This is a genomic window from Burkholderia sp. YIM B11467 (assembly GCF_052952715.1).
Genome location: NZ_JBQVSQ010000001.1, coordinates 1,221,114 through 1,245,996, shown reverse-complemented (window position 1 = coordinate 1,245,996; position 24,883 = coordinate 1,221,114). Strand labels below are relative to the sequence as shown.

Here is a 24,883-nt window from a genome sequence, read left to right as displayed (position 1 = left end):
ATTGGCGGATCGCCCGGCACGCATGCCCGTCGAATGACGGGCATGCGGCGTCTATCGCCCGTTACACCCAGGGCTGCGTGAGCCCTTCGGTCTGCAGCGCACGCTGGATCGCCGGGCGCGCGAGGACCTGCTGCAGATAGCCGCCGAGGATCGGCCGGTGCCGCGCCGGCTCGGCAAAACCGCGGGTCCAGCGGCACAGCATCAGCGCATACGGATCGAGCACCGTGTAGTGCGCGCCGAGCAGCCAGGGGCCGCCGCCCGCATCGAGCTGGGCTTCGAGCTGATCCAGCAGCGTGCCGACTTTCGCCTCCGCATGCGCCTTCACCTGCGCGGCGCCCGCCGCATTGCCCGCATCGACCCAACGCTCCGGATAGAAATACGCGATCAGCGTCGCCTGGAGCGTGTTCGTGAGCCACATCAGCCATTTGTAGAACTGCGCGCGCGCCGGCGTGCCGAGTTCGGGGGCGAGCCGCAGCTCCGGGTGCGTATCGGCGAGATGCAGGCAAATGGCGGCGGTTTCGTACAGCACGAGGTCGCCGTCGACCAGCACCGGAATGAGTCCGTTCGGATTGAGCGCGAGGTAGTCCGGCGACTTGTGCCGGTCGCACGCGCGGTCGACGTATTCAAGCTCGAACGGCTTGCCGATTTCTTCGAGCACGAAGTGCGGCGCCATGCTTGCGTTGCTCGGGTAGTAGAAAAGCTTCATCGTGGTTCCATCGCTCGCGCGTCACGCCGCGGCAAACTCGATCACCGGTTCGCAGCGGATCGGGAAGTTGACCGAGTTCGCAACATAACACTTCGCATGCGCCGCATGATGCAGACGCTCGGCCAGCTCGCGATCGTCGCCGGCCTGGATGGTCACGTGCGGGTGCAGCACGATTTCGGTGAAGCGTCCCGGCTCGGGATTGTCGACCATCGTCCCTTCCGCATCGTCGACATAGGCGAGCACACGGATGCCGGCATCGGCGCACAGATGCAGGTACCAGAGCTTGTGGCACGCCGAGGCCGATGCGAGCAGCAGGTCTTCCGGGTTCCAGCGCGACGCGTCGCCACGGAACGCCGCATCCGACGAACCGGGAATGTCCGGCTTGGAACCGGACCGGATCACGTGCTCGCGGCCGTACTCGCGATATCCCGACGTGCCGGTGCCGCGGTTGCCGATCCACTGCACTGCGACGCGATACTTGTGTTCACCAGATGCCATCTCGCTCTCCATTGATATCGGTTGCTTCTGCCGGGCCGGATGTCGTTTCAAGGCGCCCGCCCATGGTCGCCATTGTGGCACCGGATCTCCGTTTGGTATACCATTATTCCAAATTGAGGAGCACGCAGGCATGGAAGCCAAACTCGACTCCACGGCGGATGCGGTAGCCGCGTCGCTGCGGGACATGATCATCAACGGCGAACTGGAGGCCGGCGAACGGCTTGTCGAGCGCGACCTGGCCGACCGGTTCGGGATCAGCCGGATTCCGATGCGCGAAGCCATCCAGCGCCTGGAGCGCGAGGGGCTGCTCGATATCTTCCGGAATCGCGGCGCCGTCGTGCGCATGCTGACCGCATCGGACGTGCAGGAAATCTACGATCTGCGTGCGCTGCTCGAAGGCGACGCGATCTACCGGAGCGTGAAGCGGCTCGACGACGAGACGCTGGCGCGCGCCGAACTCGTCCATCGCCTGCTTGGCGACGCGACCGTGCCGCGCCGGCAGGGCGAGCTGAACCGCGAATTCCATGCGTTGCTGTATTCGTGCTGCGGCAACGCGCGGCAGTTGAAGGCGATCGGCGAGCTGCGCAGCCAGGTCGAACGCTACGAGCGCCTGCAGGCCACGCTGCTCGCGGATACCCCGTCGTTCCAGGTCGAACACGACGAGATCCTGCAGGCGTGCCGCGAACGCAATGCGCGCGCGGCACGCTCGATGACCGTCGCGCATCTCGAATCGGCCAGGGGCATCGTCATGCGGCTCGTCGAAGGCGGGTGACGCGGGTACGGCGCACGCACGTCGCTATACCGCGCACGGCTTCATGCGGGGTCGCGCCGATTGCGTCGACAACCTCGACGTAGCCGGCGCAGCCACGTTTCAAGTCGACCGCGTCGCGCTCCCGAGTCGCACGCGACCGGTCGTGCCGCGCACCACCAGCAGCGGCAGCGACGCGATCCGCACGCGCGACGCGTCGTCGCTGCGGCCGCCCGCCTCCCGCAACGCATTGAGCAGTTCGACCGCGAGGCCCGCGGCTTCGGCGGTCGGAATCGCGACGGTCGTCAGCGTGGGGCGCGTGTCGCTTGCCAGATGGATGTCGGTAATGCCGACGATCGACAGGTCGTCGGGCACGCGCCTGCCGCGATCGGCCGCCGCGTGCAGCGCGCCGATTGCAGGCAGGTCGTTGGTGGCGACCAGCGCGGTCAGCCCCGGATGCGCATCGAGCAGCCGGCCCGCCGCGCGCACGCCGCCTTCGATCGAATCGGGCTCGGCCGCGACGATAGACGCGTCGAGCCCCGCCTCGCGCATCACGTCGACGAAGCCGTCATAACGCGCCGCCTGCACGCCGCTCGCCGAGCCACCGACGATCACGCCGATGCGCGTGTGGCCCAGTTCGAGCAGATGCCGCGTCGCGATCCGCCCCGCCTCACGGAAATCGATGGCCACGCACGGCAATCCGTCGGGCGGCGCGTCGGGCCGCTCCCACAGGCACAGCACGACCGGCACGCCGCGCCGCGCGACGTCGAGCAGATCCGGCAGGTGCAGGTTCGCGTTGGTCACGAGAATGCCCTCGGAGATCGTGCCGGCAATCTGGTCGAGATACGCGCGCCCCTGCAACGGATCTTCGTTCGTATTGCAGACGATCAGGAACTGCCCGTTGCGGCGCACCGCGCGTTCGACCGCCAGCGCGAACTCCGGGTAGAACGGGTTCGCGATGCTCGATACCATCAGCGCAACCGTCGGCGCGCGCCCTTCCGCCAGCGCCCGCGCGGCGAGATGCGGCCGATACCCGAGCGCCTGCACGGCCTCCAGCACCCGTGCGCGCGTCGCTTCGCCGACCCGGCCGCGGTCGCGCAGCACGTTCGATACCGTCGCGGCCGTCACGCCGGCGCGGCGCGCAACTTCATCCAGTGTCGCCATGGTTTGCTCACTATATGAGACGTCGATCCAGTATTTGCTTCGCTCACCGAAGCGGCGCACTATCGCCGCACACCTTGCCGCCCGACCGACGGGCGCGACTCGGCCGCGATCGAATCGCCTCTTTTTTTGATCGCGATGATTAAGCGCTTAATCACACATGATGGCGCATTAAAACATGGAGCGGAGACAATGGCGAGCATCTCGATGCGACGCGTGCAGAAAGCCTATGGCGATCACGCGCCGGTCATTCGCGACGTCGATCTGGAAATCGGCGCGCACGAGTTCTGCGTGTTCCTCGGGCCGTCCGGATGCGGCAAGTCGACGCTGCTGCGCATGATCGCCGGGCTCGAGGACTTGAGCGCGGGCGAGCTGTCGATCGACGGCCGCCGCGTCGACGACGTGCCGGCCGCCGAGCGCGGCGTCGCGATGGTGTTCCAGAGCTACGCGCTGTTTCCGCACATGACGGTCTACGAAAACATGGCGTTCGGGCTGAAGCTCGCGCGCGTGCCGAAGGCCGAGATCGACCGGAAGGTGCGCGATGCCGCGCGCATCCTGCAACTCGACACGCTGCTCGAGCGCAAGCCGAAGGCGCTGTCGGGCGGCCAGCGGCAGCGCGTCGCGATCGGCCGCGCGATCGTGCGCGAACCCGGCGTGTTCCTGTTCGACGAACCGCTGTCGAATCTCGACGCGGCGCTGCGCGGCCAGACCCGCATCGAGATCGCGCGGCTGCACCGGCAGTTCGAACGCGCGAGCGTCGTCTACGTGACGCACGACCAGACCGAAGCGATGACGCTCGCCGACAAGATCGTGCTGCTGCACGCCGGCGCGGATACCGCGCAGCACGGCAGCATCGCGCAGGTCGGCGCCCCGCTCGACCTCTACCACCATCCGGCCAGCCGCTTCGTGGCCGGCTTCATCGGCTCGCCGCGCATGAACTTCCTGCCGGCCGTCGTCACCGCGGCCGATGCCCGTCGCACGACCGTCACCGTCGCCCCTTCCGGCGAAACCTTCACGCTGGCGCGCGACGGCTCCGCGCTCGCTGCCGGCGCGACCGTGACGCTCGGCATTCGCCCCGAACACCTGACGTTCGACACCGCGCATGAAGCGACGACGCTCGTGCGCGACGTCGCGCTCGTCGAACGCCTGGGCGAGCAGACCTACGTGCACCTCGACCAGCCCGGCGGCGCGCCGCTGATCGCGAAGGTGCCCGGCGATGCGCAGGTGCACAGCGGCGAACGCGTGCACGTGCATGCGCCAGCCGCGGCCTGCCATCTCTTCACCGAAGACGGCCGCGCGGTACCCGCGTGCGCCGACCTCCACGTCCATCACTACGCTTAAGGATCGCGTATGCGCCTCGGAGTCTGTTATTACCCGGAACACTGGCCGGAATCGATGTGGGCCGATGACGCCCGCCGGATGAAAGCGCTCGGCATCGAGCAGGTCCGGATCGCCGAATTTGCATGGAGCCGCATCGAGCCGTCGCCGGGCGAATACGACTGGGGCTGGCTCGACCGCGCGGTCGACGTGCTCGGCGCGGCCGGCCTCGAGATCGTGATGTGCACGCCGACCGCGACGCCGCCGAAATGGCTGGTCGACCGCCATCCCGACATCCTCGCGATCGGCGCGGACGGCCGGCCGCGCGCGTTCGGTTCGCGCCGCCACTACGATTTCTCGTCGCCGACCTATCTCGAAGCATCGCGGCAGATCTGCACGGCGGTCGCCGAACGCTACGGCCGCCATCCGGCCGTGCGCTACTGGCAGACCGACAACGAACTGGGTTGCCACCAGACCGTCGTCAGCTACTCGCCAGCCGCGCTGCTGCGCTTTCGTGCGTGGCTAAAAGCACGCTACGGCACGATCGACGCGCTGAACCGTGCATGGGGCACCGTGTTCTGGAGCATGGAGTATCGCCATTTCGACGAAGTCGATGCGCCCGTCGGCACCGTGACCGAGGCCCATCCGTCGCACCGGCTCGACTACCGGCGCTTCGCGTCCGACGAGGTCGCGCGTTATCACCGGATGCAGGTCGACGTGATCCGTGCGCACTCGCCGGGCCGCCCCGTCGCGCACAACTTCATGCAGCTGTTCACCGAGTTCGATCACTACGAAGTCGCGCGCGACCTCGACATCGCGACGTGGGACAGCTATCCGCTCGGCGCGCTCGAAGAGCAATGGTTCGCGCCCGACGTGAAGGCGCGCTGGCTGCGCACCGGCCATCCCGATTTCGCGTCGTTCAATCACGACGTGTATCGCGGCATGTCGAAGCTGCCGTTCTGGGTGATGGAGCAGCAGCCGGGACCCGTGAACTGGGCGCAGTGGAACCCCGCGCCGCTGCCGGGCATGGTGCGCCTCTGGAGCTGGGAAGCGTTCGCGCACGGCGCCGGCTGCGTGTCGTACTTCCGCTGGCGGCAGGCGCCGTTCGCGCAGGAGCAGATGCATGCGGGCCTGAACACGCCGGACAACCAGCTCGACGAAGGCGGCCGCGAAGCGCAGCGCGTCGCGCGCGAGATCGCGGCCGTACACGACGCCGGCGCGGATGCCGACGATCCGGTGCGCGCGCCCGTCGCGCTGATCTACGACTACGAGGCGAAGTGGCTGTTCGAAGTCCAGCCGCAAGGCGCCGATTTCCACTACCCGCGTTTCGCATTCGAGTACTACTCGGCCCTGCGTTCGCTCGGCCTCGACGTCGACGTGGTCTCCGTGCATGCGCCGCTCGACGGTTATCGGCTCGTGGTCGTGCCGCCGCTGCCGATCGTGCCGGACGATTTCGCGGCACGGCTCGCCGCATCGGGTGCGCATGCCGTGTTCGGGCCGCGCACCGGCTCGAAGACCGTCGACCTGCAGATTCCGCCGGCGCTGCCGCCCGGCCCGCTCGCATCGATCCTGCCGCTCCGCGTGTGGCGCGTCGAATCGATGCGGCCGAACGTGACCGAGCGGATCGACGGCACGCTGCGCGACGGCTCGCCGCTCGCAGGCGATGCGCGCCACTGGCGCGACTTCGTCGAGCTGCACGACGACACGCGCAGCATCGTGCGCGCGCGTTTCGCCGACGGTCATCCGGCCTGCGTGTCGCATGGCGCGCTGCACTACTGGGCCGCGCTGTTCGACGACGCGACCACCGCGCGACTGTTCGCCGACGTCGCGGCCGAAGCGGGCCTCGCGCCGACGCCGCTCGGCGACGGCGTGCGCGTGAGCCGGCGCGGCGGCCTGACCTACGTCTTCAACTATGGCGACACGCCGCACACGATCGACGCGGTACCACCGTCGGCGTTCGTGCTCGGCGCCGCGCAGGTCGAGCCGCAGGACGTGGCCGTGTATCGAAGCCGTTCGTAGCAACCGCCACCGGCGCCCCGACGCGCCGGTCACGCACAACGACATACAGCACAGGACTGGAGACACCATGACACTTCGCCCCCTTCGTGCCGCCACGCGGCTCGCTGCAGCCACCGCCGTCGCGCTCGCGTCGCTCGGCATGACCGCGCCCGCCGACGCCGGCACGCTGACCATCAACATCGCGTTCAAGGGCGCCAGCCAGCGCGCGGTCTGGCAATCGACGCTCGACGCGTTCCACAAGGCGCACCCCGACATCGACGTGAAGGCCACCTTCGTCGACGAGGAAGCGTACAAGGTGCAGCTCCCCGCGTGGCTCACGACCATCGCGCCCGACGTCGTGAACTGGCACGCGGGCGAGCGAATGGCGTACTACGCGAAACGCGGGCTGTTCGAGGACCTGAGCGGCGACTGGACGAAGAATGGCTGGGGCGCGATGTACGCGTCGACGCGCGACGCATCGTCGTACAACGGCAAGCAGTATGCGGCGCCGACCGTCTACTACTCGTGGGGGCTGTTCTACCGCAAGGACCTGTTCCGCAAGGTCGGCATCGCCGACGAGCCGAAGACGTGGGACCAGTTTCTCGATGCGTGCAAGAAGCTGAAGGCGGCCGGCATCACGCCGGTCGCGATCGGCGGCCGCGACGCGTGGACGCTCGCCGGCTGGTTCGACTATCTCGACCTGCGCCTGAACGGCAACGCGTTCCACCAGCAGCTGATGGCCGGCGACGTGCCGTACACCGACCCGCGCGTGAAGAAGGTCTACACGACCTGGAAATCGCTGATCGATGCCGGCTACTTCATCGACAACGCGCTGTCCTACGATCTCGACGGCGCGCAGCCGTTCCTGTTCCAGGGCAAGGCCGCGATGATGCTGATGGGCACCTTCATCGCCGCCGGTTTCCCGGCGAACGTGAAGCAGGAGATGGGCTACTACCGTTTCCCGATCATCGACCCGAAGGTGCCGACCGCCGAGGACGGCCCGGTCGAATCGCTGCATATCCCGACGAAGGCGAAGAACAAGGCCGACGCGCACACGTTCCTCGCATTCGTGGAAACGCCCGAGATGGGCGCGAAGCTCGCGGAAGGCCTCGGTTCGCTGTCGGCCAACAGCAAGTCGCCCGAGCCTGCCGATCCGATCTCGCGCATCGGCTTCCGGATCCTCGCCGATACGAAGGGCGGCGTCGCGCAGTTCTACGACCGCGACATGACGAAGGAGATGGCCGACGAGGGGATGAAGGGCATGCAGCAGTTCCTGGCCGATCCCGCGCAGCTCGATACGGTGCTCGCGCAGCTCGAACAGACCCGCAAGCGGATCTACAAGAAGTAACCGCGTGACCCAAGCGGCGGCACCGCGCCGCCGCGTCCGTTCAGGAGGCTTGCCGTGTCCAGTCCGCTCACGTCCACCCCGCCCGCCGGCACCGCGCCGCCGCCGCGCGGAACATCCGCCGCCGCGTTGCCCGCGCGCCGGCCGTCGCCCGCCGTGCGGCGGCAACGGCGCGCCGCATGGCTCTTTCTCGCGCCCGCGTGCGCGATGGTTGCCGTTTATGTGATCTGGCCGATCCTGTCGACGCTGTGGCTGAGCCTGTACAACTGGGACGGGATGACCGAGCGCAGTTTCGTCGGGCTCGCGAACTACGTCGAACTGCTGCACGCGCCGACGTTCTACACGGCGCTGCGCAACAACGTGATCTGGCTCGCGCTCTTCATGCTCGCGCCGCCGCTCGGCCTCGCGCTCGCGCTGTACCTGAACCAGGCGGTCGCCGGCATCCGCCTCGTGAAGTCGCTGTTCTTCGCGCCGTTCGTGCTGTCCGGCGTGGTCGTCGGCCTGATCTTCTCGTGGTTCTACGATCCGACCTTCGGGCTGCTCGCGCTGCTCGCCGGGCACGGCATCCCGGTGCTCGGCGACGCGCGTTATGCGACGCTCGGCGTGGTGTTCGCCGCGCTGTGGCCGCAAACCGCGTACTGCATGATCCTGTACCTGACCGGCCTCACGTCGGTCAACCCGGAACAGATCGAAGCGGCGCGGATGGAAGGCGCGCGCGGTTTCGCGCTGCTGTGGCACGTCGTGCTGCCGCAACTGCGGCCGACCACCTTCATGGCGATCGTCGTCACGGTGATCGGCGCGCTGCGCAGCTTCGACCTGATCTCGGTGATGACGAGCGGCGGCCCGTTCGAGAGTTCGACCGTGCTCGCGTATTACATGTACGACCAGGCGATCAAGTACTACCGGCTCGGCTATTCCGCGTCGATCGCGGTCGTGCTGTTCGCGATCATGCTCATCTACATCGTGTTCCAGTTGCGCCGCATGCTGCGCAACGAGCAATAACCTGACCGGTGACCATCATGTTTCCGACTCCCGTTGCCCAATGGAAGCCCGTCTCGCGCCGGCTGTACAAGCTGTCGCTGCCCGTCGCGCTCCTGATCTGGCTGCTGCCGATGATCGCGGTGTTCGTCACGTCGGTGCGCTCGACCGAGGAACTGGTCGAAGGGCACTACTGGGGCTGGCCGCGACACTTCGCGATGGTCGAGAACTATCGCGACGCGCTGACGACGTCGCCGATGCTGCATTACTTCTGGAACAGCGTGCAGATCACCGTGCCGTCCGTGCTCGGCTCGATCGCGTTCGCGGCGATGGCCGGCTTCGCGCTCGCGACCTACCGGTTTCGCGGCAATACCACGCTGTTCGCGACGTTCGTCGCCGGCAACTTCGTGCCGGTGCAGGTGCTGATGATCCCGGTGCGCGACCTGTCGCTCAGGCTCGGCGTGTTCAATACCGTCGAAGCGCTGATCCTGTTCCACGTCGCGTTCCAGACCGGCTTCTGCACGCTGTTCCTGCGCAACTTCATCAAGCAGTTGCCGTTCGAGCTGATCGAGGCCGCGCGCATCGAGGGCGCGGGCGAATGGACGGTGTTCTGGCGGATCGTGCTGCCGCTGATCCGGCCCGCGCTCGCGGCGCTCGCGATCCTCGTGTTCACGTTCGTCTGGAACGACTACTTCTGGGCGTTATGCCTCACGCAAGGCGACGAAGCCGCGCCGATCACGGCGGGGGTCGCGGCGCTGAAGGGGCAATGGACGACGTCGTGGAATCTCGTATCAGCCGGCTCGATCCTCGCCGCGCTGCCGTCCGTCGCGATGTTCTTCGCGATGCAGAAACACTTCGTCGCGGGGCTCACGTTCGGCGCGACGAAAGGCTGAACGCGCGCTGCGTGCGTATACGCATCTCCCCCTCCGCATCGTGAGGTTGCCCGCTTCGGCGGGCTTTTTTTCGTTCGGCGCGGATCTTCCTGTCCGCACGCGGACGCTACGCGCGGAATCAGCCCGGTTCGTCGCCGGACGGCTCCCATGCGATCACCAGTTGCAGGAGCCCCGGAAATCGCGCATCGAGATCCTCGGTTCGCACGCGGCTGCGTCGCTCGAGCCCGTATTGACGCTGGCGAATCACGCCCGCTTCACGCAGCGCCTTGAAGTGATGGGTCAATGACGATTTCGCACGATTGAAACCGAACCAGCTGCACGGATGGTCGTACGCCTCGGATTCCAGCAACAACCGGCGGACGATCGTCAGGCGCAACGGGTCGGCCAGTGCGCCGAAGATCGCGTCCAGACGCAAATCGGATACGGCCGGTTCCGGCAGCGGATCGGGAAGGTTGGCAGGAACTGCGGCGGCCGGGTCGTGGTGAGGTGTGCGTTTCATGTTCACGACTATATCACTGTACGAGTTTTTTCGAACTAAGCTATAGTACGAAAAAACTCGTACAAGGAAGGTTGCCGTGTCCGACACTGCCGCAGTGCAATCCAGCCGCGCGTCCGCGCGCATTTCCCCCGACATGTGGCGCGCCGCATGGACGGTCACGTCGGTGTTCATGCTGTCCAATTCCCCGACGCCGCTGTATGTGGTCTGGCAGCGCACGCTCGGTTTTTCATCCGGCACGCTGACGGTCATCTTTGCCCTTTACATCCTCGGACTACTGGCCGCGCTGTCGGTCGCCGGACAGCTATCGGATCGTTACGGCCGCAAGCCGGTTCTTCTGCCGGGGATCCTCGTGGCGCTGGTCGCGTGTGCGTTGTTCGCCAGCGCAACGTCCATTGCAACGCTTGCCGTTGCGCGGCTGCTGACGGGTATCTCGGTCGGCGTCATCGTGTCGGCGGGCATGGCGTCCGTGGCGGACCTCGGCGGCGGTGAGCGTCGACGTCAGGCCGCCCTGCTCGCATCGGTGGCGATGGTTCTCGGCGCGGGCCTCGGGCCGTTACTGGCCGGCGGCGCGGCGCAAACGGTCGCGCATCCGATAGCGCCGGTTTTCGGCATCGAATTTCTCGTGTTGCTGAGTGCGCTCATCATCGCGTGGCGCTTGCCGCTTGGCCGGCCAGCACGGGCAAGCGGCCAAGGCGCGCGTCTGCATTTGCCGTCGGTCCCGGCGATGAATCGACGCCACGTCGCGGCCGGTATCGGCGTGTTCGGGCCCGGCATTACCGCAACCTCGTTCGTGCTTGCGTTGGGGCCTTCGTTACTCGCCCGCCTGCTCGACGTTCGCAGCCCGTTGCTCGCCGGCGGCATGGCGTGCGCGATGTTTCTCGCTGCAACGGGCGTTCAGTTCACCGTGCGGCAGTGGTCGGTACGCGCGTTGTTCGCGGCGGGCACGACCGCGACCGTACTGTCGATGGGTGCACTGTGTGTCGCGGTGCACATGCTGTCGGCACCCGTTCTGTTGGCCGCCGCGCTGTTCGCGGGGATGGCGCAAGGTCTCGGGCAATTAGGTGGCCTGACGCTCATCGGCCTGCATGTGCCGGACACGCGCAGGGCCGAGGCCATTGCCGTCATGAATATCGGCGGCTATCTGCCGGCGGGGCTGCTGCCCGTCATGACCGGCTACGCGATCGACTTCCTTGGCCTGGCGGCCGGTGCCACTGCCTTTGCCATCGCACTGGCGCTGATTGCGCTCGGCGCCGGCGGCATGGTGTTCCGATCGCTGAAACTCGGCGCCGACCGGCCGTAGGTGCGCGCCAGCTACGCGGCGATCACGCGGTTCCGCCCCTGATGCTTGGCCTCATACAAGCGCTCGTCAGCCTTGCGCAGAATCGCGTCGATCGTCTCCCCGTCACGGCCAAACTCCGAGATGCCGACGCTCACCGTGAGCTCGATCGGTTTGCCATCGCCATTCTCGAACGGCGTGCCGGCAATCGCCGCGCGAATGCGCTCGCCGACCGAGCGCGCGGTATCCAGCGCGGCCTGCGGCAACAACACCATGAATTCCTCGCCGCCCACCCGCGCCACGCCGTCGTACGGGCGGATCGCGTCGAGGCATTTCTTGACGAAGCGTTGCAGGACCTGGTCGCCCGTCTGATGCCCGTAACTATCGTTGATGACCTTGAAGTGGTCGAGGTCGAGTGCCAGCAGCGAGAACGGCGCGCCGTTGCGTTTCGCGCGGGCAATTTCCGCCTCGACGCTTTCGATGAACCGCCGCCGGTTGGCCGCGCCGGTCAGCGGATCGGTTGCGGCCATGTATTCGAGTTTCTCGTTAGTTCGCTGCAGCTCCTGCAACGCACGTTCCGTGCGGGCCATCGCTTCGCGCAAGCGCGCAAACAGCTCTTCCTGGCTATAGATGGTCGAGAACGAGCGCGTGGTGTGAAATGCCTGCACGACACCGTAACTCAGCAGGAAAAACCCTCCGGCGAAGATCACATGCGCGAGCCACCACATGTGGTTCCACGGGCGGCCGAGGATGAACGCAAGCGACGACAGCGCGAACGACGACACCGAGATGCCGTAGATCAGCATAAGCGGGGTGCGGATGCGCCGCATCACCAGTGCGATGACGTTGACGGTCGAAAACGCAAGTGCGCCGCCTTCCATCGACAGACGAACCCACGGACTGCCGGCAAATGGCGAGTACGCGACCCAGGCCACCAGCACATCGATCACCAGGAACACGACGATCCATGTCGCCCACGCCCGACGATTGACACGGACCGCCTCGGTGTCCGCCGACCGGCTGTACGAGAGCTGTCCGACGAAGATCAAGATGGACATGACGAGGCGCGAGGCCGGCCCATACAGCAGGAAGAGCCAGATATTGTGGTGCGCCATGCCGGTGAACGCACCGTGCAATGCGTAGACCAGCGAAAAGCCCAGAAAGCCGAGCGTCAGCCAACGCAGCAATGGCTCTCCCGACAGGCGATAACAACGCCAGCACACGTAGGTGACGAACACGCCTTCGAGCGTCGCGGCTGCGATCGCCAGCTCGTGGAAAGCGTGATTCTCGAATTTCAGCGCGGGGTTCTGAAAGAAATAGAGGTACGCGATCAGAAAGGCCGGCACCAAAGCGAAGCCGGCGAGCAGCAGCCTGGCGTAGGCCTTGGTGATGAACTGGATGGCGGCGGCCGGCTCGTTTGCGGATGCAGCGATGCTCATCGTCTCCCCTCCGGATTTCATCGGATGAATCCAGTATATGCGTAGCGATTTGCATTTGATACTGGTCGGACACCATAGAGTCGCGTGCAGTAAATAGATCGTCGAATTGAATCGAAACCGGTTCTTACGAACGTAATCCGGGCGTTGCGGATGACGGGAATGGTCGGTGACGCCACGTTCGTCTTCGCCGATCGAACGCCTGTTTGCAGGACGGACCGGATGCCGGAGCGATCACGTGGCGTGAATGGCGAGTGGCGCTTCGTGGCCGGCCGCCGCTACCCGCGGCCCGATCCTCCGTCGCGCAACCGCGCATCCACCGCGCCGATGTTCTTCTCGTGCGCAACCAGCATCAGCGACAGCGCGTGATGGATATCCGGTTCTGCGAGCGTGGGCAGCAGCGCCTGCAGCTTGCGGACGACCCAGCGCTGGCCACGGTTCAGGAACGCCATGCGCTCCGTCAGATCGTCGATCGCCATCGCCTTTTCGTAGAACGCGCCGGTCGCGCGCGTCGGCACCGCGTCGAGCGACCGGATCGCATCGACGAGCACGCTGCACCAGTGCGCTTCGTCCTGGCGAATGCCCGCGACAAGCCTGTGCAACTCGGGATCGGTGATCTCGGCCGCCGTCTCCGACGCAACGCGCGCGCCGGCACGCTCGGCCTCCAGCAGTTCGTTCAGCAACGCGAGCAGCGCGTCGCGCTGCGCATCGGCGGGCCCGTCGTCGCCGGTCAGGTTCGACATCGAATGTCCTCCGTTTCGGGATGGGCGGCGCACCGCTACGTTCGACGCGGACCCGTCATGCACTGCGCGCACAACCGATCCACGCATCATGCGGAAGGCAGCGGACCGCGCGAGGAATGAATCCCAGTGTGACACGCCGATGTGGCTCGCGCCGCCGTGCGACTCGCCGCGCGTGATGCGCGTCAAGTCATGCCGAACAACCTCACGTCCACCCTTCGAGCCGCAACGTCGAGCGCACGAGCCGCTGCTCCTCCTGCTCGATCTCGCGCAGATAGTCGACGCACTGGCGGATATGTTCGCTCGCGGCCTTGCGCGCCTGGTCGGGCAGCCGCCCCGTGACCGCGTTGTAGAGCCGCGCATGCTGGCGGTCGATCTGCTTCTTCAGCGGTTCGCGGTGATAGAGGTTGTTCACCGACGCGAACACCGAACTGAGCAGCAGGTCGGTCAGCGACTGCAGCGTGTTGACGAGCACGGGGTTGTGCGACGCCTCGCAGATCGCGAGATGGAATGCATGGTCGAGCTTCGCACGCGCGGCGGGATCGAGATCCTGCGCATCGGCCGCCGTCATTTCGTCGTAGCGGCGCTTGATCAGGATGAAGTCCGCCGGCGTGCCGCGCAGCGCGGCGAGTCGCGCGGCCTCGGCCTCGAGCATCCCGCGCACCTCGAACAGGTCGTACAGCGTGCGCGGCTGCGAGCCGAGCAGATGCATCATCGGCGTGATTTCGCGCTGCGGGGTCAGGCTCGCGACGAACGAACCCTTGCCGTGCGCCGTGTCGATGATCCCGCGCGCGTGCAGCAGCTTCATCCCTTCGCGCACGGCCGTGCGCGACACGCCGAGCTTCTCGGTCAGCCGCCGTTCCGACGGCAGCGCCTGCCCGGCTTTCAGCACGCCATCGACGATCAGCTTCTCGATCCGCTCGGCGACGACGTCGGCCACGCGTCGCGTCGGCCGCTCTCGATCCTGCATTTCCATACTGGTATGACCACTTGGGACGGATATCGGCGATTTTCGCACAAACCCTTTTCCACATTCGGTTTTGCGGTTCGCTTCGCAGCCGCTTCAAGGTGCCTTCTCAAAAACTGGTATTACCACATGGAACACGTCTGGACAGGCGCGCCCGGCCCGCCAAGAATCGCGTCCATCCGGCATGTCGCGCATCGCGCGGCCGCCTGCATGGTGGAGACAGACCGATGAGTTTCATCTACGACGAACGGATCGACGGCGCGCTGGCCACCGTCGACCGCAACACGCTCGTCGCCGCGCTGCACGCGGCGGCGCCCGGCCTCGACGTGCTGCACGAACGCGAGGCGCTCAAGCCGTTCGAATGCGACGGCCTCGCCGCGTACCGCACGGTGCCGCTCGCGGTCGTGCTGCCCGACACGGTCGAGCAGGTGCGCGCGGTGCTGCGCGTCGCGGCCGCGCACCGCGTGCCGGTGGTCGCGCGCGGCGCGGGCACGGGGCTGTCGGGCGGCGCGATGCCGCTCGAAAAAGGCATCCTGCTCGTGATGGCGAAGTTCAACCGGATTCTCGACATCGACCCCGATGCCGGCATCGCGCGCGTGCAGCCCGGCGTGCGCAACCTCGCGATCTCGCAGGCGGCCGCGCCGCACGGTCTCTACTACGCGCCCGATCCGTCGTCGCAGATCGCCTGCTCGATCGGCGGCAACGTCGCCGAAAACGCGGGCGGCGTGCATTGCCTGAAATACGGGCTCACGGTGCACAACATCCTGAAGGTCGAGATCCTGACGATCGACGGCGACACGCTCACGCTCGGCGCGGATGCGCTCGACGCACCTGGCTTCGATCTGCTCGCGCTGTTCACCGGCTCCGAAGGGATGCTCGGCATCGTCACGGAAGTCACCGTGAAGCTGCTGCCGAAGCCGCCGAGCGTGAAGGTGCTGATGGCGAGCTTCGACGACGTCGCCGAGGCCGGCGCCGCGGTCGCGCGGATCATCGGCGCGGGCGTGATTCCGGGCGGCCTCGAAATGATGGACAACCTCGCGATCCGCGCGGCCGAGGATTTCATCCACGCGGGTTATCCGGTCGATGCGCAGGCGATCCTGCTGTGCGAACTCGACGGCGCGGCGAGCGACGTCGACGAGGACGCCGAACGCGTCGCCGCGCTGCTGCGCGAAGCGGGCGCGACGGAGATCCGCGTCGCGCGCGACGAAGCCGAGCGCCAGCGCTTCTGGGCCGGCCGCAAGAACGCGTTCCCCGCGGTCGGCCGCATGTCGCCCGACTACTACTGCATGGACGGCACGATCCCACGCCGCGAGTTGCCACGCGTGCTCGAAGGCATCGCCGCGCTGTCCGCCGAATACGGGCTGCCCGTCGCGAACGTGTTCCATGCGGGCGACGGCAACATGCACCCGCTGATCCTGTTCGATGCGAACCGGCCCGGCGAGCTCGATCGCGCCGAAGCGCTCGGCGGCCGAATCCTCGCGCTGTGCGTCGCGGTCGGCGGCAGCATCACCGGCGAGCACGGCGTCGGCCGCGAGAAGATCAACCAGATGTGCGTGCAGTTCAACGCCGACGAAATCACGTTCTTCCACGCGGTGAAGGCCGCGTTCGATCCGCAGGGCCTGCTCAATCCCGGCAAGAACATCCCGACGCTGCACCGCTGCGCCGAATTCGGCGCGATGCACGTCCATCACGGCAAGCTGCCGTTTCCCGAACTGGAGCGCTTCTGATGCGACGCGAAATCGAATCGATCGACGACAGCGCGGCGCTCGTCGCCCAGGTCGACGCCGCACGCCACGACCGCCAGCCGCTGCACATTCGCGGCGCCGGCACGAAGGCTTTTCTCGGTCGCCCCGTCGAAGGCCGCACGCTCGACGTGCGCACGCATCGCGGCATCGTCGCGTACGACCCGACCGAACTCGTCGTCACCGCGCGCGCTGGCACGCCGCTCGCCGCGCTCGAAGCGATGCTCGACGCGGCCGGCCAGATGCTGCCGTGCGAGCCGCCGTCGTTCGGCGGCGCGGCAACGGTCGGCGGGATGTTCGCGGCGGCGCTGTCGGGGCCGCGCCGCCCGTGGGCCGGCGCGGTGCGCGATTTCGTGCTCGGCTGCCGCGTGATCACCGGCCACGCGAAGCACCTGCGCTTCGGCGGCGAAGTGATGAAGAACGTCGCGGGCTACGACGTATCGCGGCTGCTCGCGGGCAGCTTCGGCTGCCTCGGCGTCGTGACCGAGGTGTCGCTGAAGGTGCTGCCGAAGCCGCGCGCGACCGGCGATCTCGCGTTGCCGCTGGCCGCGGGCGAAGCCGTGCGGCGCGTCGCCGCGTGGCGGCGCGCGGGGCTGCCGCTCGCAGGCGCATGCCACGCGGACGGCGTGCTGCGCGTGCGGATCGAAGGCGGCGAGGGCTCGGTGAAGGCCGCGCGCGCCACGATCGGCGGCGACCGCATGGACGACACCGGCGACGCGTTCTGGGCGCGGCTGCACGATCACACGCTGCCGTTCTTCGACGATCCACGCCCGCTGTGGCGCGTGTCGGTACCGGCCGCCGCGCCGCTCGATGCGTTGCCCGGCGCATTGCTCGCCGACTGGGGCGGCGCACAGCGCTGGCTGAAGAGCGACGCCGCGCCGGCCGACGTACAGCGGCTGGCCGCGCAATGGGGCGGCCACGCGACCTGCTTCACGCCGGGTACGACGCGCGAGCCGTTCCAGCCGCTGCCGCCCGCCTTGTTGCGCGTGCATCGACAGCTCAAGGCGCAGCTCGACCCGCACGCGATCTTCAATCCCGGCCGCCTGACCGCCGACTTCTGACCTTCGAAGCGACCCGCCGATGCAAACCAATCTCAGCGAAGCAAGCAAGGCCCTCGCCCGGGCCGACGAAGCGGAAGCGATCCTGCGCGCGTGCGTGCACTGCGGCTTCTGCAACGCGACCTGCCCGACCTACCAGGTGCTCGGCAACGAGCTCGACGGGCCGCGCGGCCGCATCTACCTGATCAAGCAGCTGCTCGAAGGCGAGCCGTGCGGCGAGCGCACGCAGCAGCATCTCGACCGCTGCCTGACGTGCCGCAACTGCGAGACGACCTGCCCGTCCGGCGTGCGTTATCACACGCTGCTCGACATCGGCCGCGCGGAAGCCGAGAAGCGCGCGCAGCGGCCCGCGCGCGAGCGCCTGCTGCGTGCGGGACTGCGCCATGTGGTGCCGCGCCCGGCGACGTTCGCCGCATTGCTGAAGGCCGGTCGCGCACTGCGCCCGCTGCTGCCCGGCACGCTGCAGGACAAGATCCCGGCCGCCGCGCCCGTGGCCGCACCGCGCCCGCCGGTGCGCCACGCGCGGCGCGTGCTGATGCTCGAAGGCTGCGTGCAGCCGTCGCTGTCGCCGAACACCAATGCGGCCGCCGCGCGCGTGCTCGACCGGCTCGGCATCAGCGTGAGCCCGGCGCGCGAAGCCGGCTGCTGCGGCGCGACCGAATATCACCTGAACGCGCAGGACGCGGGCCTCGCCCGCGCGCGCCGCAACATCGACGCGTGGTGGCCCGCGATCGAAGCCGGCGCGGAAGCGATCGTGCTGACGGCGAGCGGCTGCGGCGCGTTCGTCAAGGAATACGGCGACCTGCTGCGCTCCGACCCCGCCTATGCGGACAAGGCACGGCGCGTCAGCGCGCTTGCGCGCGATCTCGCCGAGGTGATCGCGGCCGAGCCGCTCGACGCGCTGACCGATTCGACGCAACGTCGCGTCGCGGTCCACTGCCCGTGCACGCTGCAGCACGCACAGCGCCTCGGCGGTGCGGTCGAAAGCATCCTGACGCGGCTCGGCTTCGATCTGACGAATGTCGCCGACGGCCACCTGTGCTGCGGCTCGGCCGGCACGTATTCGCTGACGCAGCCCGAGCTTGCGACGAAACTGCGCGACAACCGGCTCGATGCGCTCGAAGCCGCGCGGCCGGACCTGATTGTCACGGCCAACGTCGGCTGCCAGACTCACCTGAACGGCGCGGGCCGCACGCTGGTGCGCCACTGGATCGAACTCGTCGACAACCGACTCGTCAACTGACCTGTTTTCGGAGGAACGCCATGCAAACGAAACCCGAACTCGAACTCGCCGATGCCGACCGCATGCTCGCCGCCGCCCGCGCGGAAGCGGAGCGCCACGGCTGGGCCGTGTCGATCGCCGTCGTCGACGACGGCGGCCACCTGCTCGCGTTCGCGCGCCTGAACGGTGCATCGCCGGCCAGTTCTTACATCGCGCAGGACAAGGCACGCGCGGCGGCGCTCGGCCGTCGCGAGACGAAGGCGTATGAGGATATGATCAACGGTGGCCGCACCGCGTTTCTCAGCGTGCCGCTGACGGGGTTGCTCGAAGGCGGCGTGCCGGTCACGGTCGGCGGCCGGATTGCGGGTGCGATCGGCGTGTCTGGCGTAAAGTCCGAACAGGACGCGCAGATCGCCCGCGCCGGCACACAAAGCGTCGCGACATAACCAGCCAAGCCGCGCGCGATTTTTTCCCCGGGAGGATTAACGATGATCGACCAAGCAGGACTGCAAGTCGCGCCAGCGCTGAGCCAGTTCATTGAAAACGAAGCGCTGCCGGGCACCGGCATCGACAAGGCCGCGTTCTGGAGCGGTTTCTCGGCCCTGGTGCACGACCTGGCGCCGCGCAACCGCGAACTGCTCGCGGAACGCGACCGCCTGCAGCAGGAACTCGACACCTGGCACCGCGCGCACCCCGGCCCCGTGCGCGACCACGCCGCGTATCGCGCGTTCCTCGAACAGATCGGCTACCTCGTGCCGGTCCCGTCGAACGTCGCGGCAGCCACCGCGAACGTCGACAGCGAGATCGCCACGCAGGCCGGCCCGCAGCTCGTCGTGCCGCTGTCGAACGCGCGTTATGCGCTGAACGCCGCGAACGCCCGCTGGGGCAGCCTGTACGACGCGCTGTACGGCACCGACGCGCTGCCCGAAGACGGCGGCGCCGAACGCACCGCCACCTACAACCCGACGCGCGGCCAGCGCGTGATCGACTACGCGCGCAACGTACTCGACAACGCGGCGCCGCTCGCGAGCGGCTCGCACAGCGACGCGCTGCGCTACCGCGTGCAGGACGGCCAGCTCGCCGTCGAAACCGCCAAGGGCAGCGTGCCGCTCGCGCAGCCGGCGCAGTTCGTCGGCTACCAGGGCGCGGCCGATGCACCGTCGGCGATCCTGCTGAAGCACAACGGGCTGCACCTCGAGATCCAGATCGACGCATCGACGCCGATCGGCCGCGCCGATCTCGCGAACGTGAAGGACGTCGTGCTCGAGGCCGCGGTCAGCACGATCATCGACTGCGAGGATTCGGTCGCGGCGGTCGACGCCGACGACAAGGTCCAGCTCTACCGCAACTGGCTCGGGCTGATGCAGGGCACGCTGGTCGAGGAAGTCGCGAAGGGCGGCAAAAGCTTCACGCGCCGCCTGAACGCCGACCGCGACTACACGACGCCCGACGGCGGCACGCTGTCGCTGCATGGCCGCTCGCTGCTGTTCGTGCGCAACGTCGGCCACCTGATGACCAACGGCGCGGTGCTCGATCGCGACGGCAACGAGATTCCGGAAGGGATCCTCGACGGCGTCGTCACGACGCTGTGCGCGCTGCATGACCTGAAGGCGAAGCGCAACTCGCGCACGGGCTCGATCTACATCGTGAAGCCGAAGATGCACGGCCCGGTCGAAGTCGCGTTCGCCGATACGCTGTTCGCGCGCATCGAGGATCTGTACGGCCTGCCGCGCAACACGCTGAAGATGGGCATCATGGACGAGGAACGCCGCACCAGCGTGAACCTCGCCGCGTGCATCGCGGCCGCCGCCGCGCGTGTCGCGTTCATCAACACCGGCTTCCTCGACCGCACCGGCGACGAGATGCACACCGCAATGGAAGCGGGCCCGATGATCCGCAAGGGCGACATGAAGTCGTCGGCATGGATCACGTCGTACGAACGCAACAACGTGCTCGCGGGCCTGTCCGCCGGCCTGCGCGGCCGCGCGCAGATCGGCAAAGGCATGTGGGCGATGCCGGACCTGATGCACGCGATGCTCGAGCAGAAGATCGCGCATCCGCGCGCCGGCGCGAACACCGCGTGGGTGCCGTCGCCGACCGCCGCGACGCTGCACGCGCTGCACTACCATCTCGTCGACGTGCAGGCCGTCCAGCAGGCGCTCGAAAAGACGCCGTACGCGAGCGAGCGCGACACGCTGCTCGAAGGCCTGCTGACCGTGCCGGTCGTCGAGCGCGCCGAATGGAGCGAGGAGGAGATCCTGCGCGAGGTCGAGAACAACGCGCAGGGCATCCTCGGCTACGTCGTGCGCTGGGTCGAACAGGGCGTCGGCTGCTCGAAGGTGCCGGACATCCATGACGTCGGCCTGATGGAAGACCGCGCGACGCTGCGCATTTCGAGCCAGCACATCGCGAACTGGCTGCGCCACGGCGTGATCACCGAGGCGTTCGTGCTCGACGTATTCAAGCGGATGGCGCGCGTCGTCGACCAGCAGAACGCGGGCGACCCGAACTATCGTCCGATGGCGCCCGGCTACGACCAGTCGACCGCGTTCAAGGCCGCGTGCGCGCTCGCGCTGCAGGGCACGTCGCAGCCGAGCGGTTATACCGAGCCGCTGCTGCACCGGTTCCGGCTCGCGTACAAGGCGCAACAGCACGGCGGTTAAGCATGCGCATGCGGGGCTCGCCCCACATGCCGGCTATACGAACGGGCGGCCTTCGTGGCCGCCCGTTTTCATACTTGCATTCGTGCGACCTTTGAAACGAATAATCGGCGCATATTGCCCGCTTTCGCTTTTCGAGTGCGTCCCCCCGTTAAACCGACGAAATCGGCGGCCGTGCACCGCACGGCGTCTTCCGCCATGCCGCAAAGCCTTGCGCTGCAACGCTTTGCCCGATATCCGCAAGCTCGGTATTTCACTGTAATTTGATCCGGATCAACGGGTCGCAACATTTTCCGCGCATCCCGACGTGCGCGTTATACTCCGTTGAATCCGCACTGCCCGATTCGTCGGATCATCGAATCGCTGCAGATGTCGCCAATGAATGCATGATTTACCGGTATATCTAGCCGCGATTGCCGATAATCGGTGTCCATTTTCTCCGCCAACCGGCAGGGAGGCGTCGGAATGGCCGCGTAACGGATCGCCGCCGACACGTCATACGAACAATCGCATCGCCCCGCGTCCCGGCGGCGATGCCCATCGATCCACGGACCATGGCAGAAACCGACTACGCAATGCCCAGCGAATCCGGCCTGACGAGCCGTGTCGCCGCTCATCTGCGCAGATTCCTGCTGCCGCACCTGATCTTCTATTCCGGCCTGCTGATTGCGCTGGTCCTGCTGCTCCTGTGCGCGATCGTGCTGTACGAGGGCCGCATGGACGCGCGCGACCGCGCACGCATCACGCAGCAGAACCTCGCGCTGATGGCGTCGTGGGACATCGAGCGCAACATCGAGATCTATTCGCTGTCGCTGCAGGCCGTCGTCGAAGGCGAGAACGACCCCGAGGTCGTCAGGCTGCCGATGCCGCTGCGCCGCCAGGTGCTGTTCGACCGCGCGACGACCGCCAAGTACCTCGGCGGCATCTACGTGCTCGACGCCAAGGGCGACATCGCGGTCGACGGCAAGAGCGACGTGCCGCGCAAGGCCAACTTCGGCAACGAGCCGTACTTCACCGTGCACCGCGACCACCCCGACGTCGGCCTGTACGTCAGCGACCCGTACCATTCGCGGCTGCGCGGCGGCTCGCCGAGCATCGCGCTCAGCCGGCGGATCTCGAAGCCCGACGGGTCGTTCGGCGGCGTCGCCGTGATGTCGATCCGGCTCGAATATTTCCAGAACCTGTTCTCGCGCCTGTCGCTCGGCGACCGCGGCTCGATCGCGCTGATCAACACGGACGGCCGGATGCTCGCGCGCGAACCGTACGACCCGGCGATCGTCGGCCGCGACATCCGCCGCGCCAGCACATTCCGGAAATTCATGACCGCCAGCGACGGCAGCTTCGCCGACACCGCGTCGATCGACGGCGTGCGGCGCCTGTACGTATTCCGGCACCTCGACCACCTGCCGCTCATAATCATGGTCGCGCAATCGGAAGGGAACATCTATGCCGCATGGTACGACCGTGCGATTCCGATCGGCTCCGCGATGGCCGCGCTCGCGATCGGCTTCGTCGGCCTGTCGCTGCTGCTCGACGTGCAGCTGCGCAAGCGCCACCGCGCGGAAACCGAGTTGCAGGCGCTCGCGCGCACCGACGGCCTCACGGGCCTCGACAACCGCCGGATGCTCGACGTCACGCTCGCGCGCGAATGGCGCCGCGCCGCGCGCTCGCAGCTCGCGCTGTCGCTGCTGTTCATCGACGTCGATTACTTCAAGCACTACAACGACACGCAGGGCCACCAGGCCGGCGACGACGCGCTCGCCGCGGTCGGCCACTGCATCGCCGGCTGCCTGCGTCGCCCGGCCGACTATGCGGCGCGCTACGGCGGCGAGGAGTTCGTCGTGGTGCTGCCCGACGTCGACACGGACGGCGCGGTGACGATCGCCGAGACGATCCGCACGGGCATCCTCGATCTCGGCATCCGGCACGACGCCGGCACGACCGGCCGCCTGACGGTGAGCATCGGCGTGACGACGAGCTATCCGGAACACGACGACGACATGCAGGCCGCGCTGAAGCTTGCCGACGATGCGCTGTATCGCGCGAAGGAAGCCGGGCGCAACCGCATCGTCGCGCTGACGGCCGTGTCCGACGATCTCGCGTCTCGGCGGGCCTGAGCGAAGGCGGGGCGGCCGCCGGGCCGCCGCCGTCCGCGTGCAAAATCGCCGACAATGTCGGCTCGACACGCCACCGCGCCGCCGCGCGGCTGACGCGCCCGGCCGGCCGCACCGGCTCGCGGCCGCTTCGCACCACCATGAGACTCAAGGCAAAGATCTTCCTTCTGGCCATCGTGCCGTTCCTGCTCGCGATCGCCGGCATCGGCTTCGGCGTGCGCCAGCAGGCGACGTCGCTCGCGCGCACGCAGCACGCGACGATCCAGGCCGCGTATCTGTCGAGCAAGGAAGTCGAGCTGAAGCATTACGTCGAGCTCGCGACGAGCGCGATCATGCCGCTCTACGACGCGAGCGGCCGCAATGCCCGCGACGACGCGTTGCTGCGCACGCAGGCGCTCGCAATGCTGCAGAAAATGGATTTCGGCCCCGACGGCTATTTCTTCGTGTACGACCTGCACGGCAATTCGCTGATGCATCCGCGCGAGCCCGAGCGCGTCGGCCACAACTTCTGGTCGATGCGCGACCCGCAGGGCGCGCTGACGATCCAGAAGCTGATCGGCGCGGCGTCGCACGGCGGCGGCTACGTGCGCTACGCGTGGCAGCGGCCGTCGACGGGCCGCGTCGCGCCGAAGCTCGGCTACGTCGTCGCGCTGGAGCGCTGGGGCTGGATGGTCGGCACCGGTATCTATCTCGACGACGTCGACACCGCGCTGCAGCGCATCGACGCGCGCGCGTCCGCGAACATCGAGCGCACGATGAGCTGGCTCACCGCGATCGCGCTCACGGGGGCGGCGGCGATCGCCGTGTGCGCGCTGGTGCTGAACGTCAGCGAGTCGCGCAGCGCCGACGCGAAGCTCAAGCTGCTCGCGCAGCGCGTCGTCGAATCGCAGGAGCAGGAACGCGCGCGGCTGTCGCGCGAACTGCATGACGGGATCAGCCAGATGATGGTGTCCGCGAAGCTGATGCTCGAATCCGCGCTCGCGCGCTTCGAACGCGGCGCGGCGCGTATGCCCGAGGCCGAGCAGGCGCTCGTGACCGGCGTCGGTCGGCTCGGCGATACGCTGCGCGAAGTGCGACGCATCTCGCATGCGCTGCGCCCCGCGATGCTCGACGATCTCGGCCTCGCGGCCGCGCTCGAACAGCTCGTGCGCGAACTCGGCGCCGAAAGCGGCATCGACATCGGCTATACGCAGGTCGCGCACAGCGGCACGCGGCCGCTGCCCGCCGCCGTCAACACCGCGCTGTTCCGGATCGCACAGGAAGCGCTCAGCAACATCGTGCATCATGCGCAGGCGTCGCGCGCGGCCGTCACGCTCGACGTCGGCGCGCACGCCGTCACGCTGACCATCGCCGACAACGGCTGCGGCTTCGACGCCGAACGCTCGCAGGCCGACGCGCGCCGCGGCATCGGCCTGCGCAACATGCGCGAGCGCCTCGACGCGCTCGGCGGCATGCTGACGATCGCGTCGCAGGTCGGCCACACGATCGTGGCCGCGCGCGTGCCGCTGCACGGCGCCGCCTGACG

General features: G+C 67.7%; 20 protein-coding genes and 1 pseudogene. 14 read left to right on the top strand and 7 right to left on the bottom strand.

Annotation, left to right across the window (positions count from 1 at the left end):
* Nucleotides 1-61 precede the first annotated feature (61 nt).
* Both ACTRWB_RS05640 and ACTRWB_RS05635 read right to left on the bottom strand, forming a co-directional pair.
* Entirely contained in the window at nucleotides 62-706 is a 645-nt protein-coding gene (locus ACTRWB_RS05640) for a glutathione S-transferase family protein (protein ID WP_446901211.1), read from the bottom strand.
* Between the two features lie 21 nt (nucleotides 707-727).
* On the bottom strand, nucleotides 728-1,204 hold the full coding sequence (locus ACTRWB_RS05635) for an OsmC family protein (protein ID WP_129516080.1): 477 nt from the start codon (nucleotides 1,202-1,204) through the stop codon (nucleotides 728-730).
* A gap of 130 nt (nucleotides 1,205-1,334) precedes the next feature.
* Between ACTRWB_RS05635 and ACTRWB_RS05630 the strand changes: the two genes are divergently transcribed.
* Complete coding sequence (locus tag ACTRWB_RS05630; RefSeq protein WP_343491180.1) at nucleotides 1,335-1,976, top strand: GntR family transcriptional regulator; 642 nt, start codon at nucleotides 1,335-1,337, stop codon at nucleotides 1,974-1,976.
* A gap of 99 nt (nucleotides 1,977-2,075) precedes the next feature.
* On the opposite strand, the gene ACTRWB_RS05625 is transcribed toward ACTRWB_RS05630, so the two are convergent.
* A complete protein-coding gene (locus tag ACTRWB_RS05625) occupies nucleotides 2,076-3,116 on the bottom strand; it encodes a LacI family DNA-binding transcriptional regulator (RefSeq protein WP_446901210.1) in 1,041 nt (346 codons plus the stop codon).
* A 189-nt stretch (nucleotides 3,117-3,305) separates the two neighbouring features.
* Between ACTRWB_RS05625 and ACTRWB_RS05620 the strand changes: the two genes are divergently transcribed.
* The 5 genes from ACTRWB_RS05620 (at nucleotide 3,306) to ACTRWB_RS05600 (ending at nucleotide 9,644) form a co-directional block, all read left to right on the top strand.
* A complete protein-coding gene (locus ACTRWB_RS05620; RefSeq protein ID WP_048246186.1) occupies nucleotides 3,306-4,454 on the top strand; it encodes an ABC transporter ATP-binding protein in 1,149 nt (382 codons plus the stop codon).
* 9 nt (nucleotides 4,455-4,463) lie between these two features.
* Complete coding sequence (locus ACTRWB_RS05615; RefSeq protein ID WP_446901209.1) at nucleotides 4,464-6,449, top strand: beta-galactosidase; 1,986 nt, start codon at nucleotides 4,464-4,466, stop codon at nucleotides 6,447-6,449.
* Between the two features lie 67 nt (nucleotides 6,450-6,516).
* On the top strand, nucleotides 6,517-7,776 hold the full coding sequence (locus tag ACTRWB_RS05610) for an ABC transporter substrate-binding protein (RefSeq protein WP_048246188.1): 1,260 nt from the start codon (nucleotides 6,517-6,519) through the stop codon (nucleotides 7,774-7,776).
* 54 nt (nucleotides 7,777-7,830) lie between these two features.
* The gene (locus ACTRWB_RS05605; protein ID WP_446901208.1) at nucleotides 7,831-8,775 is read left to right on the top strand and encodes a carbohydrate ABC transporter permease; all 945 of its coding nucleotides are present in this window, start codon (nucleotides 7,831-7,833) and stop codon (nucleotides 8,773-8,775) included.
* 17 nt (nucleotides 8,776-8,792) lie between these two features.
* Entirely contained in the window at nucleotides 8,793-9,644 is an 852-nt protein-coding gene (locus tag ACTRWB_RS05600) for a carbohydrate ABC transporter permease (RefSeq protein ID WP_048246190.1), read from the top strand.
* 118 nt (nucleotides 9,645-9,762) lie between these two features.
* Here the strand turns inward: ACTRWB_RS05600 and ACTRWB_RS05595 are convergent, their stop codons facing one another.
* Nucleotides 9,763-10,314 (bottom strand): ArsR/SmtB family transcription factor, encoded by a 552-nt coding sequence (locus tag ACTRWB_RS05595; protein ID WP_240674466.1) that lies wholly within the window; start codon nucleotides 10,312-10,314, stop codon nucleotides 9,763-9,765.
* Here ACTRWB_RS05595 and ACTRWB_RS05590 point away from each other — a divergent pair.
* Nucleotides 10,313-11,443 (top strand): MFS transporter, encoded by a 1,131-nt coding sequence (locus tag ACTRWB_RS05590; protein ID WP_446901207.1) that lies wholly within the window; start codon nucleotides 10,313-10,315, stop codon nucleotides 11,441-11,443. The two genes, ACTRWB_RS05595 and ACTRWB_RS05590, sit on opposite strands and share 2 nt — an antisense overlap.
* 11 nt (nucleotides 11,444-11,454) lie before the next feature.
* Here ACTRWB_RS05590 and ACTRWB_RS05585 read toward each other — a convergent pair whose 3' ends face one another.
* The 3 genes and pseudogenes from ACTRWB_RS05585 to glcC all read right to left on the bottom strand — a co-directional run bounded on the left by ACTRWB_RS05585 (nucleotide 11,455) and on the right by glcC (nucleotide 14,571).
* The gene (locus ACTRWB_RS05585) at nucleotides 11,455-12,858 is read right to left on the bottom strand and encodes a GGDEF domain-containing protein (RefSeq protein ID WP_446901206.1); all 1,404 of its coding nucleotides are present in this window, start codon (nucleotides 12,856-12,858) and stop codon (nucleotides 11,455-11,457) included.
* Nucleotides 12,859-13,133: 275 nt separating this feature from the next.
* A pseudogene (locus ACTRWB_RS05580) lies at nucleotides 13,134-13,568 on the bottom strand (DUF6306 domain-containing protein); the annotation flags it as partial.
* A 232-nt stretch (nucleotides 13,569-13,800) separates the two neighbouring features.
* Nucleotides 13,801-14,571 (bottom strand): transcriptional regulator GlcC, encoded by a 771-nt coding sequence (gene glcC, locus ACTRWB_RS05575; RefSeq protein ID WP_193099530.1) that lies wholly within the window; start codon nucleotides 14,569-14,571, stop codon nucleotides 13,801-13,803.
* Nucleotides 14,572-14,789: 218 nt separating this feature from the next.
* Here glcC and glcD point away from each other — a divergent pair, with 218 nt between their 5' ends.
* From glcD to ACTRWB_RS05540, 7 genes are all read left to right on the top strand, one after another.
* Entirely contained in the window at nucleotides 14,790-16,289 is a 1,500-nt protein-coding gene (glcD, locus tag ACTRWB_RS05570) for a glycolate oxidase subunit GlcD (protein WP_446901205.1), read from the top strand.
* Nucleotides 16,289-17,365: a glycolate oxidase subunit GlcE gene (gene glcE, locus ACTRWB_RS05565; protein ID WP_446901204.1), complete on the top strand. Its 1,077-nt coding sequence runs from the start codon at nucleotides 16,289-16,291 to the stop codon at nucleotides 17,363-17,365. Before glcD ends, glcE begins: the two co-directional genes overlap by 1 nt.
* 19 nt (nucleotides 17,366-17,384) lie before the next feature.
* Nucleotides 17,385-18,605, top strand: coding sequence for a glycolate oxidase subunit GlcF (gene glcF / locus ACTRWB_RS05560; RefSeq protein WP_446901203.1), 1,221 nt, complete (start codon nucleotides 17,385-17,387; stop codon nucleotides 18,603-18,605).
* A 20-nt stretch (nucleotides 18,606-18,625) separates the two neighbouring features.
* Nucleotides 18,626-19,030 carry a GlcG/HbpS family heme-binding protein gene (locus ACTRWB_RS05555; protein WP_048246199.1) on the top strand — a complete coding sequence of 135 codons (405 nt, stop codon included), beginning with the start codon at nucleotides 18,626-18,628 and terminating at the stop codon, nucleotides 19,028-19,030.
* A gap of 42 nt (nucleotides 19,031-19,072) precedes the next feature.
* Entirely contained in the window at nucleotides 19,073-21,247 is a 2,175-nt protein-coding gene (locus ACTRWB_RS05550; protein WP_129516091.1) for a malate synthase G, read from the top strand.
* Between the two features lie 551 nt (nucleotides 21,248-21,798).
* Nucleotides 21,799-23,361, top strand: coding sequence for a sensor domain-containing diguanylate cyclase (locus ACTRWB_RS05545; protein WP_446901202.1), 1,563 nt, complete (start codon nucleotides 21,799-21,801; stop codon nucleotides 23,359-23,361).
* A 137-nt stretch (nucleotides 23,362-23,498) separates the two neighbouring features.
* Nucleotides 23,499-24,881: a cache domain-containing protein gene (locus ACTRWB_RS05540; protein ID WP_129516093.1), complete on the top strand. Its 1,383-nt coding sequence runs from the start codon at nucleotides 23,499-23,501 to the stop codon at nucleotides 24,879-24,881.
* Nucleotides 24,882-24,883 lie beyond the last annotated feature (2 nt).